This window comes from Paenibacillus sp. 01T431, assembly GCF_056398625.1.
This window is the reverse complement of record NZ_JBFTPT010000002.1, coordinates 84874-103028: the sequence shown is the minus strand read 5'-3', so window position 1 is coordinate 103028 and position 18155 is coordinate 84874. Positions and strand designations below refer to the sequence as shown.

Annotated in this window: 20 protein-coding genes and 1 other annotated feature (1 of these 21 running past the window's edge); of the genes, 6 read left to right on the top strand and 14 right to left on the bottom strand. The window is 45.3% G+C overall.

Going from position 1 to position 18155, the window contains the following annotated elements:
- Window position 1: 1 nt before the first annotated feature.
- The 9 genes from AC1DM9_RS03075 to AC1DM9_RS03035 form a co-directional block, all read right to left on the bottom strand.
- Window positions 2-754, bottom strand: coding sequence for a Cof-type HAD-IIB family hydrolase (locus tag AC1DM9_RS03075; RefSeq protein ID WP_441876625.1), 753 nt, complete (start codon window positions 752-754; stop codon window positions 2-4).
- A 177-nt stretch (window positions 755-931) separates the two neighbouring features.
- Window positions 932-2386 (bottom strand): ABC transporter substrate-binding protein, encoded by a 1455-nt coding sequence (locus tag AC1DM9_RS03070; protein WP_441876622.1) that lies wholly within the window; start codon window positions 2384-2386, stop codon window positions 932-934.
- Between the two features lie 141 nt (window positions 2387-2527).
- Window positions 2528-3397: a metal ABC transporter permease gene (locus tag AC1DM9_RS03065; protein ID WP_441876619.1), complete on the bottom strand. Its 870-nt coding sequence runs from the start codon at window positions 3395-3397 to the stop codon at window positions 2528-2530.
- Window positions 3394-4335, bottom strand: a complete 942-nt coding sequence (locus AC1DM9_RS03060) for a metal ABC transporter permease (RefSeq protein ID WP_441876616.1) — start codon at window positions 4333-4335, stop codon at window positions 3394-3396. The genes AC1DM9_RS03065 and AC1DM9_RS03060 overlap by 4 nt, the downstream gene beginning before the upstream one ends.
- A 3-nt stretch (window positions 4336-4338) precedes the next feature.
- The gene (locus tag AC1DM9_RS03055) at window positions 4339-5145 is read right to left on the bottom strand and encodes a metal ABC transporter ATP-binding protein (protein ID WP_441908328.1); all 807 of its coding nucleotides are present in this window, start codon (window positions 5143-5145) and stop codon (window positions 4339-4341) included.
- A gap of 34 nt (window positions 5146-5179) precedes the next feature.
- Window positions 5180-6133: a metal ABC transporter solute-binding protein, Zn/Mn family gene (locus AC1DM9_RS03050; protein ID WP_477578481.1), complete on the bottom strand. Its 954-nt coding sequence runs from the start codon at window positions 6131-6133 to the stop codon at window positions 5180-5182.
- A gap of 203 nt (window positions 6134-6336) precedes the next feature.
- Window positions 6337-8325 carry a peptidoglycan D,D-transpeptidase FtsI family protein gene (locus tag AC1DM9_RS03045; RefSeq protein WP_477578479.1) on the bottom strand — a complete coding sequence of 663 codons (1989 nt, stop codon included), beginning with the start codon at window positions 8323-8325 and terminating at the stop codon, window positions 6337-6339.
- Between the two features lie 131 nt (window positions 8326-8456).
- Entirely contained in the window at window positions 8457-9620 is a 1164-nt protein-coding gene (locus AC1DM9_RS03040; protein WP_477509047.1) for a transglutaminase domain-containing protein, read from the bottom strand.
- Window positions 9620-10069, bottom strand: coding sequence for a hypothetical protein (locus tag AC1DM9_RS03035; RefSeq protein WP_076267507.1), 450 nt, complete (start codon window positions 10067-10069; stop codon window positions 9620-9622). The genes AC1DM9_RS03040 and AC1DM9_RS03035 overlap by 1 nt, the downstream gene beginning before the upstream one ends.
- 162 nt (window positions 10070-10231) lie before the next feature.
- On the opposite strand from AC1DM9_RS03035, the gene AC1DM9_RS03030 reads away from it, so the two are divergent.
- Window positions 10232-11395 carry an MFS transporter gene (locus AC1DM9_RS03030; protein WP_477509048.1) on the top strand — a complete coding sequence of 388 codons (1164 nt, stop codon included), beginning with the start codon at window positions 10232-10234 and terminating at the stop codon, window positions 11393-11395.
- Between the two features lie 406 nt (window positions 11396-11801).
- Window positions 11802-12173, top strand: a complete 372-nt coding sequence (locus tag AC1DM9_RS03025; protein WP_430059985.1) for a toprim domain-containing protein — start codon at window positions 11802-11804, stop codon at window positions 12171-12173.
- Here the strand turns inward: AC1DM9_RS03025 and AC1DM9_RS03020 are convergent.
- Window positions 12170-12775: an SCO family protein gene (locus tag AC1DM9_RS03020; RefSeq protein WP_339204487.1), complete on the bottom strand. Its 606-nt coding sequence runs from the start codon at window positions 12773-12775 to the stop codon at window positions 12170-12172. The genes AC1DM9_RS03025 and AC1DM9_RS03020 overlap by 4 nt on opposite strands.
- Window positions 12776-12799: 24 nt before the next feature.
- The gene (gene cyoE / locus AC1DM9_RS03015) at window positions 12800-13657 is read right to left on the bottom strand and encodes a heme o synthase (protein WP_339204488.1); all 858 of its coding nucleotides are present in this window, start codon (window positions 13655-13657) and stop codon (window positions 12800-12802) included.
- Between the two features lie 261 nt (window positions 13658-13918).
- Between cyoE and AC1DM9_RS03010 the strand changes: the two genes are divergently transcribed.
- Window positions 13919-14341 (top strand): cell wall hydrolase, encoded by a 423-nt coding sequence (locus AC1DM9_RS03010; protein ID WP_076267501.1) that lies wholly within the window; start codon window positions 13919-13921, stop codon window positions 14339-14341.
- A 36-nt stretch (window positions 14342-14377) separates the two neighbouring features.
- Entirely contained in the window at window positions 14378-14935 is a 558-nt protein-coding gene (gerQ, locus tag AC1DM9_RS03005) for a spore coat protein GerQ (RefSeq protein ID WP_477509049.1), read from the top strand.
- On the opposite strand, the gene AC1DM9_RS03000 is transcribed toward gerQ, so the two are convergent.
- A complete protein-coding gene (locus AC1DM9_RS03000) occupies window positions 14925-15233 on the bottom strand; it encodes a hypothetical protein (protein WP_477509050.1) in 309 nt (102 codons plus the stop codon). The two genes, gerQ and AC1DM9_RS03000, sit on opposite strands and share 11 nt — an antisense overlap.
- An 87-nt stretch (window positions 15234-15320) precedes the next feature.
- Between AC1DM9_RS03000 and AC1DM9_RS02995 the strand changes: the two genes are divergently transcribed.
- Window positions 15321-16307 carry a metal-dependent hydrolase gene (locus AC1DM9_RS02995; protein WP_475443517.1) on the top strand — a complete coding sequence of 329 codons (987 nt, stop codon included), beginning with the start codon at window positions 15321-15323 and terminating at the stop codon, window positions 16305-16307.
- 166 nt (window positions 16308-16473) lie between these two features.
- Here AC1DM9_RS02995 and AC1DM9_RS02990 read toward each other — a convergent pair whose 3' ends face one another.
- A complete protein-coding gene (locus AC1DM9_RS02990) occupies window positions 16474-16686 on the bottom strand; it encodes an alpha/beta-type small acid-soluble spore protein (RefSeq protein ID WP_054023438.1) in 213 nt (70 codons plus the stop codon).
- A 132-nt stretch (window positions 16687-16818) separates the two neighbouring features.
- Here AC1DM9_RS02990 and AC1DM9_RS02985 point away from each other — a divergent pair, with 132 nt between their 5' ends.
- Window positions 16819-16995: a DUF5325 family protein gene (locus AC1DM9_RS02985; protein ID WP_477509051.1), complete on the top strand. Its 177-nt coding sequence runs from the start codon at window positions 16819-16821 to the stop codon at window positions 16993-16995.
- 34 nt (window positions 16996-17029) lie between these two features.
- Here the strand turns inward: AC1DM9_RS02985 and trpS are convergent, their stop codons facing one another.
- Window positions 17030-18019: a tryptophan--tRNA ligase gene (trpS, locus tag AC1DM9_RS02980; protein WP_339204492.1), complete on the bottom strand. Its 990-nt coding sequence runs from the start codon at window positions 18017-18019 to the stop codon at window positions 17030-17032.
- Between the two features lie 61 nt (window positions 18020-18080).
- Window positions 18081-18155 (bottom strand) — a binding site (T-box leader); it runs 188 nt beyond the window's last position.

The window sequence follows — 18155 nt, the reverse complement described above, 5'->3', positions numbered from 1 at the left end:
CTCATCCCTTCAGAAGGTAACGTCTAATCACTTCTGCAACTCCATGCTCAGTATTCGTAAAAGTAATGAAGTCTGCAGCTTCCTTGACCGATTCCTGCGCATTGCCCATCGCTACGCCTAAGCCGGCTTCGCGAATCGCCGCAATATCGTTCAAGCTATCGCCAACAGCAATGACTTGCGACATCTCGATGTTAAGCAAGCCGCAAAGCTCTTGAAGTGCGCTTGCCTTTGAAACGCCGAGCGGATTAAGCTCCAAATTAAATGGAGATGAATTCGTAATCTCAAGCGCTCCCCAGCTTTGTACTTCAGCCAGCAGCTTCTCTCGAGTGTTGTCATCCTCTGTGTAATAGCCGAATTTCAACCAGTGATGTGATGCATAATCATCAGCAGGCGTAATCCATTTCTCTTTATTGTAAATTTCATCAGCTGTATACGCCCAGAACCACGGCTCGCCATGTGCGAGAGCAAGCTCATGCAGCCTTTGCACGTAAACGTGACTTAGATGAGTACGTTTATGAAGCACATGCGGACGATGCCAAATCTCACTGCCGTTTACTGTGATCATAGGTGTTTCCAGCTTTAATTGCTCAGCGTAAGGCAATGCACTGCGAAAACCTCTGCCCGTTGAGAAGCTGACAATAACTCCAGCATCAAGTGCTTTTTGAATCCATTCTGCATTTTCTGTACTAATTTCACTCTGTTCATTTAGCAATGTTCCGTCCATATCAAGCGCAAGCAATTTATAATCTCCCAATATTGTGCCTCCTCGTAAATGCCGTATCGTTGTTGTACCTAACTAGTAAATTATTTTAGCACATTTACGACAGATTCCAAATGAAAGTCACTCTAAAAAACACGAATTCATCATACTTGCTCAGAAAAAAGGAGCAGCCTCCGCTAATTTGCGTAAGCATGCTCCCCATCTTTTAACTTACTCCGTTGTTTCAATGGTAGTAACAGATCCACTGCTTTCCGTAGTTCCAGCTCCTTCAGCACCTTCAGTAGGTACAGGATCTTCCTTCAACAGCATTTCTTGGCCTTTCACCTGCAAAATATCAAGCGCCGCATCGAGTTCCTGTTCCTTTTTCTTCACTTTTTCAAGCTCTTGGCTGGCTGCCCCTCTAAATTCTCCCCAGAAGCTTTGTGGCAGCTTGTCAAAATCCTTATAGCTATTAAATGTACTTGGCTTCAAATCATAAAATGCCGCAAAATTATGCCCTTCTGTATCCGTAATATATTTAGTGCGGACGGGCAAGCCATTATAATTGTTCGACTTCGACTTGACTCTTGCAAAGTCCTCACTCGTTACATAGCTAAGGAATTTCCACGCAGCGTCCTTACTTGGTGATTCCGAGCGAATGGAGAAAATGTTGTTGAAAGACATCATGCTTGATTGATCCGGATTTTGTTGTCCAACCGGAACCGTTACAATATCCCAGTTTTTCACGATCTTATCTTTTACTTTCTCATTCTCAGCCGCTTGCTTGATTTGATTGATGAAATTAATATCGCCCATCGTCATCGCCAATCGGCCCGCTATGAAGGGATCGCTTAACAAATAGTCCTCATAGGTTTGCGACATCGGTTCGTCGCCACCTTGATTACGCATGCTATCAAAATAAAGCGCGTTCGAATCCAATGCGTCAATCGCTTGCTTAAATGCATTTTTCCATGAATCTGTGTTTATCGTCATTTGTTTTTGCGAAGCATTCACATAATTAACGTTCTCTGAATTAGCAAGAATGCTTGCCATTTCAAATAAATCTTCGCTGTAGCCCATTTTCAGCCCGTATACGCGTTCCTTTTTGTCACCATCCGTAGGGAAGCGGCGTGCCAATTGTATCGTCTGGTCCCAGCTCATGCGATTGGTCGGCGGCTCGATTTGGTATTTCTCAAACAAATCCTTGTTGTAGAACATAACTTGACTATAAAAGCTTGGCGTCATGCCAAAAACCTGTCCGCCGCCATTTTCTCTCAAATAATCAAGCATGCCGGGAATCAAGCCCTCTGTATTATACTTTTCCTTCTCCATAACCGGATCAAGATCATAAAGCTTGCCGTCAAGTGCCATCTTTTTGTATTGATCGGTATCAAGCATCAATATATCTGGCTGCTCCTCCGTAATAAACTTGTCGAGTGCAGCATCCATATCCTTGTTTTCGCTTTGATACATTTTCCTATTTTCTACGACTTGAATTTCGATATTTGGATATAATGCCGAGAACACCATGCCATACTCCTGAAAGAAAGAACCTTCATCGTAATACATAATTTTCAGCGTTGACTGTTCATTTTCTTTTTGTTCGTTTTTGCCCCCAAAGCTGCAACCGGTTACCAATAATGTAAAAACAACTAGCGGTATGACGAATTTTGACAACACTTTCATGTTCAATTTTCTCTCCTCTTCAGTTTCCTCCTAATATGTACCAATTACATTACGTTTCTTTTTGGATAAAAGTTGCAGTTATACACCTTTTTTTGAAATAAATATGAAAAAAGCATCCATTTAGGATGCTTTTCGCAATTATTATGCTAACTTTCTTAGACGCAGTTTCTTGATTACAATGCCATGCGAGGGCGAGAACAAAAATGCGATAACGAACAATATTGCAGCTGCGCACACCATACAGCCAGCAATTGAAGCATCCAATAAAACAGCTGCACCATAGCCGATGAATGTACTAGCTACGCCGGCTGCTACACTCAAAACGATCATCAGGCCGAGCCGATCTGTCAGTAAATAAGCGGTAGATGCCGGGATAATCAGCAGTCCTACAACGAGTATCGCTCCTACACTTTCAAAGGAGCTTACAGTAGCCATCGAGACGAGACCCATTAATAAATAATGAAAGATAGCTACAGGTATGCCGATTGCAGCCGCAAGGGCAGGATCAAACGCGCATAACTTGAATTGTTTATAGAACAAAACGATAACTGACGTTATAATCAGCAGCGTTGTGCCGAGCAGCCAAACGGCTTTCGGGCCCATATTCACGCCGCCAAGCTCCCAAATATTCCAGTGCACATACGCAATCTCACCGTACAAAATCGCATCCTGGTCCAAATGCACCTGACGAGCGTACAAGCTTACGAGAACGACGCCAATGGCGAATAATGCTGTAAAGACAACGCCGATCGAAGCATCGGATTGAATGCCGCTTTGCTGAAACATTTGAATAAGAAAGGTCGTCAGCAATCCGCATAATAGTGCTGCGAACATCATTAGCAGCGAATCGCGCGAGCCGCTGAGCAGAAACGCGATAACGATACCGGGCATGACGGAGTGGCTAATGGCATCGCCGATCATCGCCATTTTGCGCAAAACAAGAAATACACCTAGAATACCGCAGCAGCTTGCTACTAGAGCACCTGTAAGCAAGATCCAGAAGTCGCTCATAATGCCGCCTCCTTCTTCACTTTGCCCTCAAGCAGCATATCGGTGTCACGATTATAGCTTTGCTTCACTCTTTGGCGCACCAGTCTTTTGGCAAGCAATCCGCGCTGTGGACCAAATAGAATGGAAATGCAGAAGAGCAATGTTGCTGCCAGCACCGTAACAGGTCCCGTTGGCAAGTTAGACACCGATGCGCTAATCCAAGTGCCTGCCGCACCGCTAACTGCACCGAATATGCCTGACAATACAACCATGAGCCCAAGGCGATCCGTCCAGTATCTAGCCGATACGGCCGGTGTAATAAGCAGCGCAGCTACGAGTACGACACCTACCGCTTGAATGCCCGCTACTACAGCAACGACGATTAGAAGCATGAGCAGCTGCTCAAGAAAGGCTACGGGATAACCGATGCCTCTAGCAAACCCGGGGTCAAAAGAAATAATTTTAAACTGTTTAAAGAGCAGCGTGCAAACCGTAATAAGAGACACACACACGACTGTCATCGTAATAACGTCAGATGCAATCATGGAAGCCGCCTGCCCAAACAAGAATTTATCCAATCCGGCTTGATTGCCATAGCTGCCATGCTGGATAAGTGTAAGCAATACGATACCTAGGCCAAAAAATCCTGACAAGACGATCCCCATCGCTGCATCCTGTTTAAGCTTAGAGTTTCGAGTAATATATCCAATACCGAATGTTGCGATAAGACCAGATATGCCTGCTCCTATGAGAAACAGTCCAATCGATTTAACGCCAGTGAGCATGAATGCAATGCATATGCCTGGCAATGCCGCATGGGCTAACGTATCGCCCATTAAGCTTTGTTTCCGAAGATACGAGAAGCAGCCGATCACTCCACTGCTTAAGCCAAGCAGTGTACAGCCTAGAAAAATCCATTGCATATTCGGATCGGTCAGCATCAACCATATTCTATCCATGAATTACTCACCCTTTCCGTCAAAACGTGACGGAGACTGCATGCTGCGATCAAGAAACGCCAGTCTGCCGCCGTAAGTACGCTGTAATTTCTCCTGCGTAAAGGTTTGCTCTGTTTTGCCGAATGCTTGAAGCTCTACATTCAGAAGCAGTACCGAGTCAAAATAATCTTGCACAGTCGCTAGATCATGATGGACAACGATGACCGTTTTCCCTTGCAGCTTCAGCTCCTGCAGCAATGTGATAATGGCTTTCTCTGTCGCCGCATCCACGCCTGCAAATGGTTCATCCATAAAGTACAGCTTCGCGTCCTGCGCCAGTGCACGCGCTAGAAACACGCGCTGCTGCTGTCCGCCAGAGAGCTGACTGATTTGCCTGCCCGCATAATCGGCCATGCCAACCTTGTTCAGGCACTCCAGCGCAATCGCCTTATCCTTCGCGCTTGGGCGGCGGAACCAGCCTAAATGACCATAACGGCCCATAAGTACAACATCAAGCGCATTCGTTGGAAAATCCCAATCCACCGATTCTCGCTGCGGGACATAACCGATCATTTTCCGCTGCTGCTTATAAGATTTGCCGTATACTAACACTTCTCCGCCAATACTCGGTATGAGGCCAAGAGCCGCTTTCATCAGCGTCGACTTACCTGCACCATTGGGTCCGATTACCCCGACGAGCTCACCCTCGCTTACTTCAAACGATACGTTCCGAAGCACTGGCTTCTTCTGATAAGCAACGCTTAGTCCCTTAATTGTAAGCGGTGCAATTTGTTTCGTATTTTGCTTGGCTGCTGTTGTAGAATGGTTCATTTTTATCACTCACTTTCCTTGCCTTTTTTATGTGCTATTTCAAAGCGGCTACAATCGTATCCACGTTATGCTTCACCATTCCGATATAAGTGCCTTCAAACGTACCGGCATCTCCCATTGCGTCGGAGTAAAGCTCGCCGCCAATTTTCACCTCATGGCCTAAGCTTCTTGCCCCTTCTATGACCGATTCAATTGATTTTTTCGGAACGCTGGATTCGATAAAAACAGCTTTTATTTTTTTCTCAACTAAGTAGTCGCGCAGCTTGCTAACATCCTTTGAGCCGTACTCCGACATCGTATTCATCCCTTGCAAACCCGTGACAGTTAGACCATACGCTTCCCCAAAATATCCAAATGCATCGTGTGCTGTTACTAAAATGCGATCTGCCTCTGGAATAAGTGCAATTTGCTCTCTCGCATAATTGTCCAGCTCCTCCAGCTGCTTGATGTAGGCTGCTGCATGCTCTTTGTAGTACTCCGCATGGACCGCATCCTTCTCCATCAGCGTGTCGCAGATCACCTCTGTTGTAGAAATCCAAAGCTTCACATTGAACCAAATATGCGGATCATGCATGCCAGCCCCTTGCCCTGGGGCGGAGTGCAGCTGATCTTCCGTCAAATATTTGGAGACGGCTACCGTCGGCTTGCGCTTCTCCAATTTCTCGAACATCTCGGCCATCTTGCCCTCTAAGTGCAAGCCGTTATAAAAAATAATGTCCGCATTATCCAGCTTCCGCACGTCTCCTTGAGATGCCTTGTATAGATGGGGGTCAATCCCTGCCCCCATCAATCCGCTAACATCGACAAACTCACCGCCTACCTGCTTCACTACGTCCGTGATCATTCCTGTTGTTGTCGTAATTTTCAATTTCCCATCGCTCGTTCCTTGCTGCCCGCAAGCTGAGGTTACCATTGCCGTCATCGCCAAAAAAACGATAACCATAATAAATCTCCGAAGAGCAGAATTTGTTTTGTACGTTTTACGCATTGTGCTACCTCCTCCATCCCTGTCATTTTTTATATGCTCTAAAGTTTGCCCTTATGAATCTTAGTTTACCTAATGCCTTTTTTTTAATAATACACAAAAATGTTTCACTCGTGCAACATTTATTTTGAAATGGGCGATTTGCACAGCAAAAAAGGCAGATCGGAGTTGATGCTCCGACCTGCCTTTTTGATGTTTTTAGACCACTATTCGTTTGCTCCTGTTCCTGTATCAGTTCCTGCATTAGCATCATCCGCTGTATGATTAGCCGTGTTGCCAGCAGCATCATTTGTAGCTGGCGCCTTCTTTTTCGGCACACCGTACAAACCAATTTCCTCGTCATAAGCATCAAAAATCTTACGAGCGATTGGAGAAGCACCGTAACCCCCGAACCCGCCATCAGGTACAACAACGGCTACAGCAAGCTTCGGCTTATCGGCAGGCGCATAGGCGATAAATACCGCATTTTCTGCAGTCCGGCCTTTTACTTGTTGCTCTGACGTACCTGTCTTACGGTTATAGGTGTAATCCACACCTTCAAAGCCTTGCGAGCTAACCTTCGACATGCCTAGCTCAATTTCTTTCCAATATTCAATCGGGTAATTTACTTCATTCAAAATAACAGGCGTATAGCCTTGAATAATATTTCCGTCTGCATCCTTAATTTCGTTTACAAATTGCGGCTTCATTCGTTTGCCGCGATTGGCAAGCATGGCAGTATATTGCGCGAGCTGCAAGGTTGTATAACGCCCTTGCTGACCGAAGGAGGCTTGAACAAGCGCTGATTGTGAACTGGCACTTTTCGCCTCGTTAAAGTACTCAATAACGCCCTTCGTTTCGTTAGGCAAGCCGCTTTCCGTCAGGACGCCAAGACCAAATTGCTTCATGTATTCGTCCCAAATTTCTACGCCATTTTGCGGGTCTCTTCTATAAAGCCTATCGCCAATCATAGCTGCCATAAACGTATTGGAAGAATGTTGAATGCCTTGCGCGCCATCAATGTAGCCAAACTTTTTGCCTTGGGAGTTGCCGATATAAGTCTCATATCCTTTTCTACCATACGAGAATCTCCCAGTGTCCGGGTAGGTATCTGTCGTCTTAAACAATTTCTCATTCAATCCGACTAATACGGATAACGGCTTCATTGTCGAGCCAAGTGGCAGGATGGAAGATGGATGTTGATTGCGCTCCTCTTCTGAATATTTGCCATAGACTGTTCGAATCGTACCGTTCGATAATATATTCTGGAAGTTCTCGTAATCCTCTTTGCTAATTCGGCCGCCTGACCAAATATTTGGATCATAATCCGGCATACTCGCCATCGCCACGATTTTACCTGTATCTACTTCCATCGCTACTGCGAATCCGGTTTGTGCATATTTGGCACGCTCATATTTGTTTGTAGACGTTGATATTTTTTTGAGCTGATCCATAATTGCTGTTTCCGTCGTTAACTGCACGTTTTTGTTAATGGTTAAATAAAGATCCGACCCTTTTGTAGGATTCGTTATTTCCATTGGCCCGATAATACGCTCCGCGTTGTTAACGGGATAGGTTTTCAAACCATTTTTGCCGCGCAGCACGTCCTGATACATCCGCTCAAGACCGTCGAAGCCAACGTCCTCTTCATCCAAATATCTCAGCGTAGGATCTTCCTCAGTCGTCTTTTCCTTGTAGAAGTCTACGTTTTCGCGAACGGTATTAAACTTCTTCAAATACCCGACAAGCTGCACCGAAATCGAATCTTTATCATAGTTCCGAACGCTTTCCTCCATGATATCTACACCTTTGAACGACGTGCGATTTTCCATGAAATAAGCCACTTCTTTATTCGTGAGGCCGGATTTAATCCGCCGCGGAGTCGAGATATTATTCCGTTTAAAATCAAGATCCATCTGGCGAATAATATCGTCAACCGTCATCGCCTTGGCAGGATCGCCAAGCTCTGTAAATATGTCATAAAGCTTCTGCGCCATCTCTTTTGCACTTGCAGTCGCTTTCTCCAGCTTAAGCTCAGGCTGAATCGTGAAATAAATAGACTGGGTCGAAGTCGAATAGGCAATTGCATGACCCGTAGCGTCGTAAATATTGCCCCTTATCGGCGGAATCTTCACGCTGCGTGTACTTTTGCCGATCCCTTCAGCACTTAGCGTCGGCCCTTCTACAAACTGTAAAATGGCTAGCCTTACAATCAAAACACTAAATAATGCGAATGTAATAAAGAAAAATAAGTTCAATCGAAACGAAAAATGACGTCGATTTATAATTTCCCGTTTCTGCGGATCATCTTGCACGTCTAATCACCTCATAACCTTCTCATTTTAAGCTATGCATCACGTATGTGAGTATCGTCAAATGCCGGCGGATTAAACCAATTCCCGGTATTTGCCCAAGTAGCATCCAGTGGAATCCAGCCATTATCCCCTTCGCTGATTCGCACCTCATTCCAAGCATGCGGACCGAAGCCTCCCTTACCGTTAGCTCCCATTCCAGTTACAACCCGAACCTCGAGACCTGCCGACCTAGCCATTACAGCATATAAACGAGCTATATCTATACATACGCCTTTGCGCGTATCAAATGTTTCGGGAGGTGTCTGTTCCTTCCAAATTCCCTGCTCTTCATAATTCCGAGCTTTGTCCCAATCGTAAGCAATTCTTGTTCCAAGAAAGTCATATAGCTTTCTCGCCTTATCCTCATTCGTTTGCGCATCCTTGGTCACATAAAGAGCAGCTTTCTCAATCTCAGCTGGGATGGCGTAATCAATAATCTCATATTTTCGTTGTAAAATTTGTTTGAACTGCGCTTCAACCGCTTGGGCGAGCACGGGTCCTTGCCCTGCTAGAACGTCTCCGGCAACTGGACTCAGCCACGAAGCCGCTTTGGTATAAACCGTCGATTCGGAAATTTTGTCGACATACCAGCCATTTGGCACAAGGGACACATAAACGAATAAAAGAACGACGAATACAAATGAACGACCCGCTCCGTGAGCAGCACCAATTAAAGCCCCTATGGCACGGCTTGCACTTCGCCTGCCTTGCAAGTGAGCAATAGGCTCTTCCTTGCCGCTCCTCAGAACGCCTTCTACTGCCCTTTCCAGCAAAGGCTCAATTAAAGCTGCCAATGCCCGCAGCAGTAAATAACTGAGCAGGAACAAGACGCCATAGCGCAGCAATGCAAAATCCCTCAAACTCGTAAGCAGCGTGTACCATGCCTGCTCCACCCCGCTGAGGTCATGAAGAGGAACCTTCACCTTGCTAGTCAACCACTTCGCTACAGCTAGTGACAATGTATTCGTGAGCTGTGCTGCCAGTACCAAACATACGATAACTGCTAAACCTTCCCAAACAAAAAAGAAAAGACGCCTCGCAGATCCCGATGCGCCTCTCCTCATCCCCTGTATAAGAGAGCCAATTAGCAATAGAAGCACAATGATAGCAATTGGCTCCGGCTCTCTAAATAATTGATCCCAGCTTGTCATCGGCATTACCCGTTCTGCTTCGCTTGGTCGATGAAGGTTTGTATCGTATTATCGAGCTCCCACTTGCCAAGCGCCGTTCCGCGGAATGAAATGGCAACCTCATTCGCACCCGGCTCTCCGGTAAGCTCTACATTTTTAGTTTTCACTGTAAAGGTTCCATCCCCGTTGTTCACGAAAGTAGCATCCTTTGCTTCGCCTACCATTGCATTAACGGCTTCCTGTTTCACTGTATCTGCAACCTTAGTGCCAATCTCTTTCAAATCATCCATAGTGTAGCCGCTATATACGACAATACCAAGCACGATTGCCACCACGAGTGCCCATTTAACTACAGTTTTCACGATGCGGATAATAATTAATAGTAAGATAAGCGCAATAACAAGCACAAGCCAATGTTCTTTAAGAAAAGCTGTCCAAGTGTCCCAATCATAGGTCGAAAAATTCAAAAAATCCAATTGCGATCCCCTCCATTATACCTCGTACAAAATCCCATTACAAAATATTATAACCTACGGAATATAGGGCGTAAACGCTCGTTTCCTTTTTATGCAGACATATCCTGTCCCAATTAGACGTACAAGTATATAAGAATGTAATTGGCAAGGAGGGTCAGCTCTGTGAAAACCGCGGTTTGGCTGTACTTATTTTTGTTTATCGCCTTTTTTGATTTGCATGCGCAATACCCCATTTTAACACCTTTTGCCATCTCTTTAGGTGCAGCGCCTTCCTTCATCGGACTCATGATGGGCATGTACTCCATTACGCATTTGCCTGGAAATCTCATTGCAGGCTTTGGCGTTGACCGTTATGGCAGCAGATTGTTTATCGTGTTCAGTCTTATGGCAGCCGGCATTGTTCTCCTGTTTCAATCACATGTAACTAATCCTTGGCAGCTCCTCACGCTCCGCTCCATCAGCGGTTTTGTGCTTGCATTTCTGTCTCCGGCTTGCTTGTCCCTGCTTGCAAGAATAACGAGCGATCGAACGGAGCAAGGAAAGCTTATGGCTGGCAATGGACTAGTTCATACACTAGCATCAGTCGTATCTCCAGCAGCAGGAGCGTATCTCGTTGCAAAAATTGGATTTTCAACCGCTTTTACGCTGCTTGGATGGGTTCTGATCGTAACATCTGTCTGCGCTCTGTTCTTTATTAAAGAAGTTCGCCAGAAGGTAGAGCAAACGGAAGCTGAAAGCAACGACGGGAAAAAGAAAACGATGCTGCCGCTTGAACCTGCAGTGCCTATTCCTTGGCTCGTCTACCTGCTGCCTGTTGCAATAAGCTGCGCGCAGGGTATCCTATCGTTCGAGCTGCCGCTGCTTGCCAAAACGCAGGAAGCGATGATGACGACCGGACTTTTATTTTCCGTTATCAGTATCGGCGCACTCGTCACATTAAGCATGCTGTTTCTGAACCGCGTATCCGCGTATCTGCGAACGTTGTGGGGCTCGCTCATTCTTGCCATTATTTACTTTGGCATTGCATCCGATATACCGGCACCTCTAACATTGATGCTGCTCTTTGTCGGTATGGCGAAAGGAGTCATTTTGCCCGCGCTGTCCACCTTATTAATTGAGCTTAGCGGCGGAGCACGTTACGGCCGTACTTTTTCCGTATTATCCATCGCCTTCTCCATCGGTGCGTTTATCGGACCGATGGCGGCAGGACAGCTTCGCAACTATATATCGCCTTACTACATAGCGTTTATTGCATTGATGATAGCAGTCGCTCTGCTTCCGCTGCGAATTTCCCGTTCACTTTCTTCCCGCACCCATTTTTCGTAGGCATAGGTAAATGCACAGGGCTAATTCCCCATCATGTCATATGCTGTATTATGACAGGTGACTAGTTAGAACAGCTAAGCTCAGCTGTTTGCATTCATCCTTCTAACACTACGGAAACGAGGTGACCCCATATATGTCTGCAAATGTAAGTTCAGAAAATCGTGGTTATGGCCACGGCGGTTTCTCAAACCTTGGCATTATCCTTGTACTGTTTATCCTGCTCGTAATCATAGCATGCACTTGCCTCTACTAGTAAAATAATAAACGGTCTGCAAACTGCAGACCGTTTATTCATTTTCAAACGAAAAAACCAATCATTCCCGTTCTCGGTAAAATCGATGTTTGGTGGTAAACTATACATATGCTTCATGACCCTGCTCTACATTCACTACGCGAGGTGACTTCCATGGATATAGCCATTATCGTAGAAGGAAAAAATGACAAGGCAAGACTTAAGCGCGTCCTTCATCAAGATGTACCGATTTTCTGCACCTTCGGCACGCCCGGTTCCGAGCAATTGGACAAGCTTAGAAAACAAATTGGCAAAAGCCAAGCTTATATTTTCACCGACAATGATTCCTCTGGAAAACGGATTCGCTTCTTATTGCGCGACGTATTTCCAGATGCTGAGCATATTTATACCCGCAGAGGTTATTCGGGCGTTGAGCATACGCCAGAGGAATATTTAATTGAGCAATTAGAAAAAGCGGGCCTCGATGCGCATATCCTATACCCTGCGCAGAGTCCCGCTTCTATTTGGAGCAAAGATGAATTTTAAAGCACCTTGTTTAATTGATTTACGATTTCCTCAGCCGTCAAATCTTCTTTGCTGCCATCAATCCATTTGCGAATTTGACCGTCCTTATCCACAATCGTAATGACATTGGAGTGAGAGAAGGAGCCGTCCTCATTTTTAATGACGCCAATGCCAAAATCTCTAGCAATTTGCATCGTGTTAGATTCATCGCCCCGAAGGAAACGCCAGCCATTAAGATCAGCAAAATTCCGCTTTGCAAAATCACGAATGACTTCAGGTGTATCCCGTACTGGATCAAACGTAATCGAGATGAGCTCTGCTTTAGTGCCGAGCTTGCCTTCCTCTTTAAGCTGCTCCTGTACTTGCGACAGCAAGAAGGTAGTAGGCGGACAAACATCTGGACAATTTGCGAAATAGAAATATACAATTCGCGCCTTACCATTTGTTGAAGCGAGCGTTACCTTCTGATCATCCAGATCCGTCAGCTCAAACGCTGGCGCAGCCTTCTCGATTGGAAGAGTCTGCTTCTCCGGCATGCCGTACGTAATAAATAAATAAATTCCCATTGCTGCGCAAAGCGCAAGTACTGCAATTTTGAAGCTATGCTTTTTGACAAAATCCACGCCAGTCACTCCTTAAGACGATAATTATGATCCCGTCGTATTAAGAATCATAACGATAAATATAACCATTAAATAATTGACCGAGATAAGAAAATTGGTTTTTGCCCATTTGTCGGTATCCTTGGCTTTTGGTCCGCGCAACGTATGGATAAGCCAGATTAAGCCGCCTGCAACGGATATGACCAAGAAGAAAATACCAACGTAACCGTAGGAATAAAACAATATGCCCGTTGGCAAAAGCAATACGATGTAAGGAATCATTTGAAACTTCGTACGTTTGATTCCTTTCACGACAGGCAGCAATGGAAAACCTGCTGCGCGATATTCTTCTACCCTTCTAATGGCAAGCGACCAGAAATGAGCAGGCTGCCACAGGAACATCAGAGCAAACAATATCCAAGCACCCGCATCGATTTCACCTGTTACCGCGCAATAACCGATAACCGGCGGCATCGCGCCAGAGATGCCTCCAACCGATGTACTCCAAGTTGAAGTACGCTTGAGCCACATCGTGTACACCACAATGTAAACACCCCAGCCTAGCAGTCCAAGCCAGCCTGATAAAGGATTAACGAGCAGGAAGAGAACAGCTAGTCCAACAACCCCCAAAATAATACCATAAGCCAGAACAGAGCCTGGCGTCATTCGACCGGTCGGAAGCGCGCGATCCTTCGTACGTTCCATTTTCAAATCAAGTTCCCGATCCCAATAATTATTAATCACGGTTGCTGACGCTATCGTCAACGTTGAGCCGATAATCGCCCATATAAGCAATAGAACGTTAATGTCCCATTTGGAAGCAACCATGAAACCACCTATCGCAGCAAATACATTAAGTCGAAGTAGCCGCGGTTTTGTCAATGCAATCCAGTCTTTAAGCACGAAGCTAGCCTCCCAAGTTATGCGACAAGACGCTGATGGCGTCTATCATCCATTGATGAATCGTTTTTAATCATACCGAAAAAAGAACACGATGACAACGTTCGACGGTTTTGTTCATCATTTTGCCACGTAAATTGTGACAAATCATTTAGTAACCAAATGGGCGGGTACACAATACAATAACTATGTAGTTTGATGCCTATGCCGAACAGCACATCAAACCGTCCTAAAGTCTACGAAAGGAAGTGATCTGTCAATTCCATGGCTGTCATCAAAACCAATTCCGAAGATACGAAGATGCTCGCTAGGCTCATGCGAGCGGAAGCAGAGGGCGAGGGCGAGCTCGGCATGCTTATGGTAGGCAACGTTGGCGTAAACCGTGTACTAGGAAATTGTATCGACTTTAGAAATCTTCGGTCCATCCCAGACATGGTCTATCAAAGTCCTGGCGGTTTCGAAGCAATCACCAAAAGCTACTTTTATCAAAGCGCTCGTGATAAAGATATTCGATTAGCAAAGCGGGTCATTAACGGCGAACGTCAGCACCCGGCTTCTAATGCATTATGGTTTTTCCGCCCAGCAGGCAGCTGCCCTGATACGTGGTGGGATCAGGCCAACAGCGGAAGGTATAAGAAACACTGCTTCTTCGTTCCAACGCCAGAGGATTGTCCGGCCGTTTATTAAAACTATTTCTAATGTATGAAAGTGAGGAAATTCTAAATGTCTAATGGTTATGGTTACAAAAATCAGGTAAGCCCCGCAAATACAGGTCCCGTTCAAGGATTCGGCTACGGCGGTTATGGTCAATACCAGTTTCCAATGGGGATGCAGCAGCCGATGGGCATGCAACAGCCAACTACGCTCCCAGCCAACTTTCAAACCCAACAAGCACAAGTCATTCCGCCAAACGTGCCAAGCGGATCGTTTATTACGCCACAAGGCGGCACTATCGTTGCAATGCCTACCGTTGAAGAATCCTATGTAGAAAATATTTTGCGTCTGAACCGCGGCAAAATGGCAACTTTTTATATGACTTACGAAAACAATCGCGAGTGGAACGCCAAAATTTTTAAAGGAATCATCGAAGCTGCTGGACGTGATCACATCGTTATTAGCGATCCAACGACTGGTATGCGCTACTTACTTTTGACGCTTAATCTTGATTATGTGACATTCGATGAGCCGATTGCTTATGAATATCCGTTCCAAGGCGGAGTAGTAAGCTCTTCCACTCCACTTGGCATGGCTACTCTCGGCACAGCAAATTCTAGCCGTTAATCGCTGCTTCGCCCTTTAGATGTGCCGGCTTAAACGTCCAAATGTGCATTTTCGCAGCTCCCCCAACAATAAAGCTCGAAATATGCATCCAAGAGGAACGCTCACTGCAGCGTTCCTTTTTGATTTGCTCTGCTTGCTCGCAGGTAGCTGCGTTCCATACCTCTACAAATAAACCCGGCTGATCTGTTCCTTCATATAATTGCACCTCGTGTCCTTCCTTTAGCAGCGAAGCTGTGTAGTCAAGATATTGTGCCCGAAATTCTGGTGAAACACGATATTCTGCAAAACAAATGTACATTTGCCTTCAGTCTCCTTTAGATTATATTGATAAAGTTGCTCCCCTCCGCCGATACTACATCTAATTATCGATTGGGGAGGACTTGTCATGGACACAGGCACACATCTTATCATGGGCATCGGTTTAGGGGGCCTTGCCGCAATTGATCCCGTGGTAGCAGCAAATCCAGCCATTCACACCGCTGTTTTGCTTGGCACAGTTATCGGATCGCAAGCGCCCGATTTAGATGGCCTACTTCGTTTAAAAGGCAATGCGATTTACATTCGCAATCATCGCGGCATCTCTCACTCCTTGCCGGCTATCGCCATTTGGACTGCGCTAATTACCGGCCTCCTCCAATTGTTTTACCGAGGCTCGCTCCCTTGGCTGCATATTGGGGGCTGGGTGCTGCTCGCCGTATGCGTGCATGTATTCACCGATTTATTTAATACTTACGGCACTCAAGCGATGCGACCCTTCACGGACAAATGGATCTCTTGGAACATTATACACATATTTGATCCCATCATTTTCACAACGCATGTCATAGCTATTTTACTGTGGGCAGGCGGATTCGTAAATCCAGCTTCAATATTCCCGCTTATGTACTTGTTTCTAGCCGTTTATTTTGTTTGGCGAACAGTTACCTCCAGAAGTACGCTGCAACGGATGAAGACGCTGGACACTGAATATCATGAAGGCGATGCTTATATCGTCATTCCAACGATTTCTCTAACGATATGGAATGTAGTCAAGCAAGTTAAAAATGGCGGATTCGCCATCGGAAATTTACGCAATAACAATTTAGTATGGATTGATTATGTGGAATGCTCTGATCACCCGGCAGTCGCCAAATCCAAAAACGATCCCGCCATTCGATCCTTTTTATATTTCACCAGCTTTGCCTGCGCAGACGTTCGGGAGCATACATGGGGCTATGAGGTCAGATGGTGCGACGTACGTTATCGCCATCGCAAGCAATACCCATTCGTTGGCGTTCTGCTTATGAATAAAAAGGATGAGACCATTGGCTCTTATGTAGGCTGGCTCAGCGATGAACGTTTATTGAAAAGATTGCGCATGGATACTTTTTAGTATTGACGTTCGAAAGCCCTTTGCTTCAAAATAGAGGGGGCTTTCTTTTTTTTGTTTTATATTATTGAAGAAAGTCGATCAGCCCTGTGCTAAAATGATGGTTACCATAATAAAAAGCCCAAGGATTACCCTTGGGCTTCATTTCATCACTGTGTATTAGAAGCGATTAACGGGAGCCGCCTGACAATTGTTGTTCAGCAATTTGAACAAGCTTTTTCGTAATATAACCACCTAGGGAGCCTGCATCACGAGTTGAAACATTACCGTAGTAGCCATCTTGAGGAATTTGTACGCCCAGTTCTTGCGCTGCCTCAAGTTTCATTTGTTGTAATGCTGCAGTTGCTTGTGGAACAACAAGTTGATTTCTGCTTCCTGCCATAATGTATTTCTCCTTTCGTCCTCTGCACTTTGATGTGTGTTGCAAGCTTGCAAGCTTATTATGTGCACCATCAAAGAATCTATTCTTAAACCATTAAAATATATTGACGATTTATTAAGGAGAGAAAACAAGATGTCCAAACCGCTTTCTTTGTTCTTTTCCGTACTAGCTATCGTATTTATGAGCGCTATGGCTATTTCCATCAGCTATAATGGCTGGTTTGTATTATTGTTTGGTTTGTTAAGCCTTTTCACTGTAGGAGCCGGCTTTATTACAAAAGCTCGTTTGCGCAGAAAAAAACAAGGCTGACGCTATGGCGTCAGCCTTGTAAGTACCTAAAAGATTAACCGCGAGGCGGCAGAAAACCCATAAGCTCTTTCACGTCTGCAAGTGTACGATCTGCGACCAAGGAAGCCTTTTCTGCGCCTTGCTTCAAGATTTGATGAATCTCGCCTGAACTGCGAATTTCATTATATCTAGCTTGCAGCGGTTCTATAACCGCAACCACCTGCTCCGCAAGATCTTTCTTGAAAGGTCCATAACCTTGCCCCTCATAACGAGCCTCGATATCTTCAATGCTCATATTTGCACAATGAGCATAAATACTCATTAGATTGCTAATCTCAGGTTTATTTGCTGGATCGTATTTCACTTCACGGCCTGAATCTGTTGTCGCTCTGCTAATTTTTTTGCGAATCACATCTGGAGAATCAAGCAGCGCGATGAAGCTTCCTACGTTTGGATTGCTTTTGCTCATTTTTTTGCTGGCATCATCAAGCGACATTACCCGTGCGCCTACCTTCGGAATATAAGGCTCCGGTATCGTAAAGTATTTGCCAAACCTTGTATTGAAGCGATGCGCCAAATCACGAGTAAGCTCCAAATGCTGCTTTTGATCGTCGCCAACAGGAACAAGATCCGCATTATAAACCAATATATCGGCAGCCATCAGCGTCGGATAGACGAATAGCCCCGCCCCAACAGAATCTTTGCCTGCAGATTTATCTTTGAACTGCGTCATTCTTTCCAGCTCGCCCATATTAGCAAGCGTTGTAAACAACCATCCAAGCTCAGCATGCGCGCGAACATGCGATTGTACAAATACATTCGCTTTGAGCGGATCTATGCCTGCAGCAATAAATAATGCGGCTACCGCTTCCGTTTGTTCTCTTAAGGCAGCCGGCTCCTGTGGAACCGAAATCGCATGCAAATCAACAATCATAAAAAAGCATTCTTCTGTATGCTGCAGCTTTACGAAGTTTTGCATGGCGCCAATGTAGTTTCCAAGTGTAAGCTGACCGCTTGGCTGAATACCGGAGAGTACTTTTTTCATAATGCTTCGACCTCTTTCTTGTCAATTTTAGTCTAAAAAAAAACGCAAAAAATCCCCCGCCGCAAGGGACGAAGGACCGTGGTGCCACCCTAATTCGCTTATGGTACGCTTTGTTATACAATCGAAGCGTATTAAA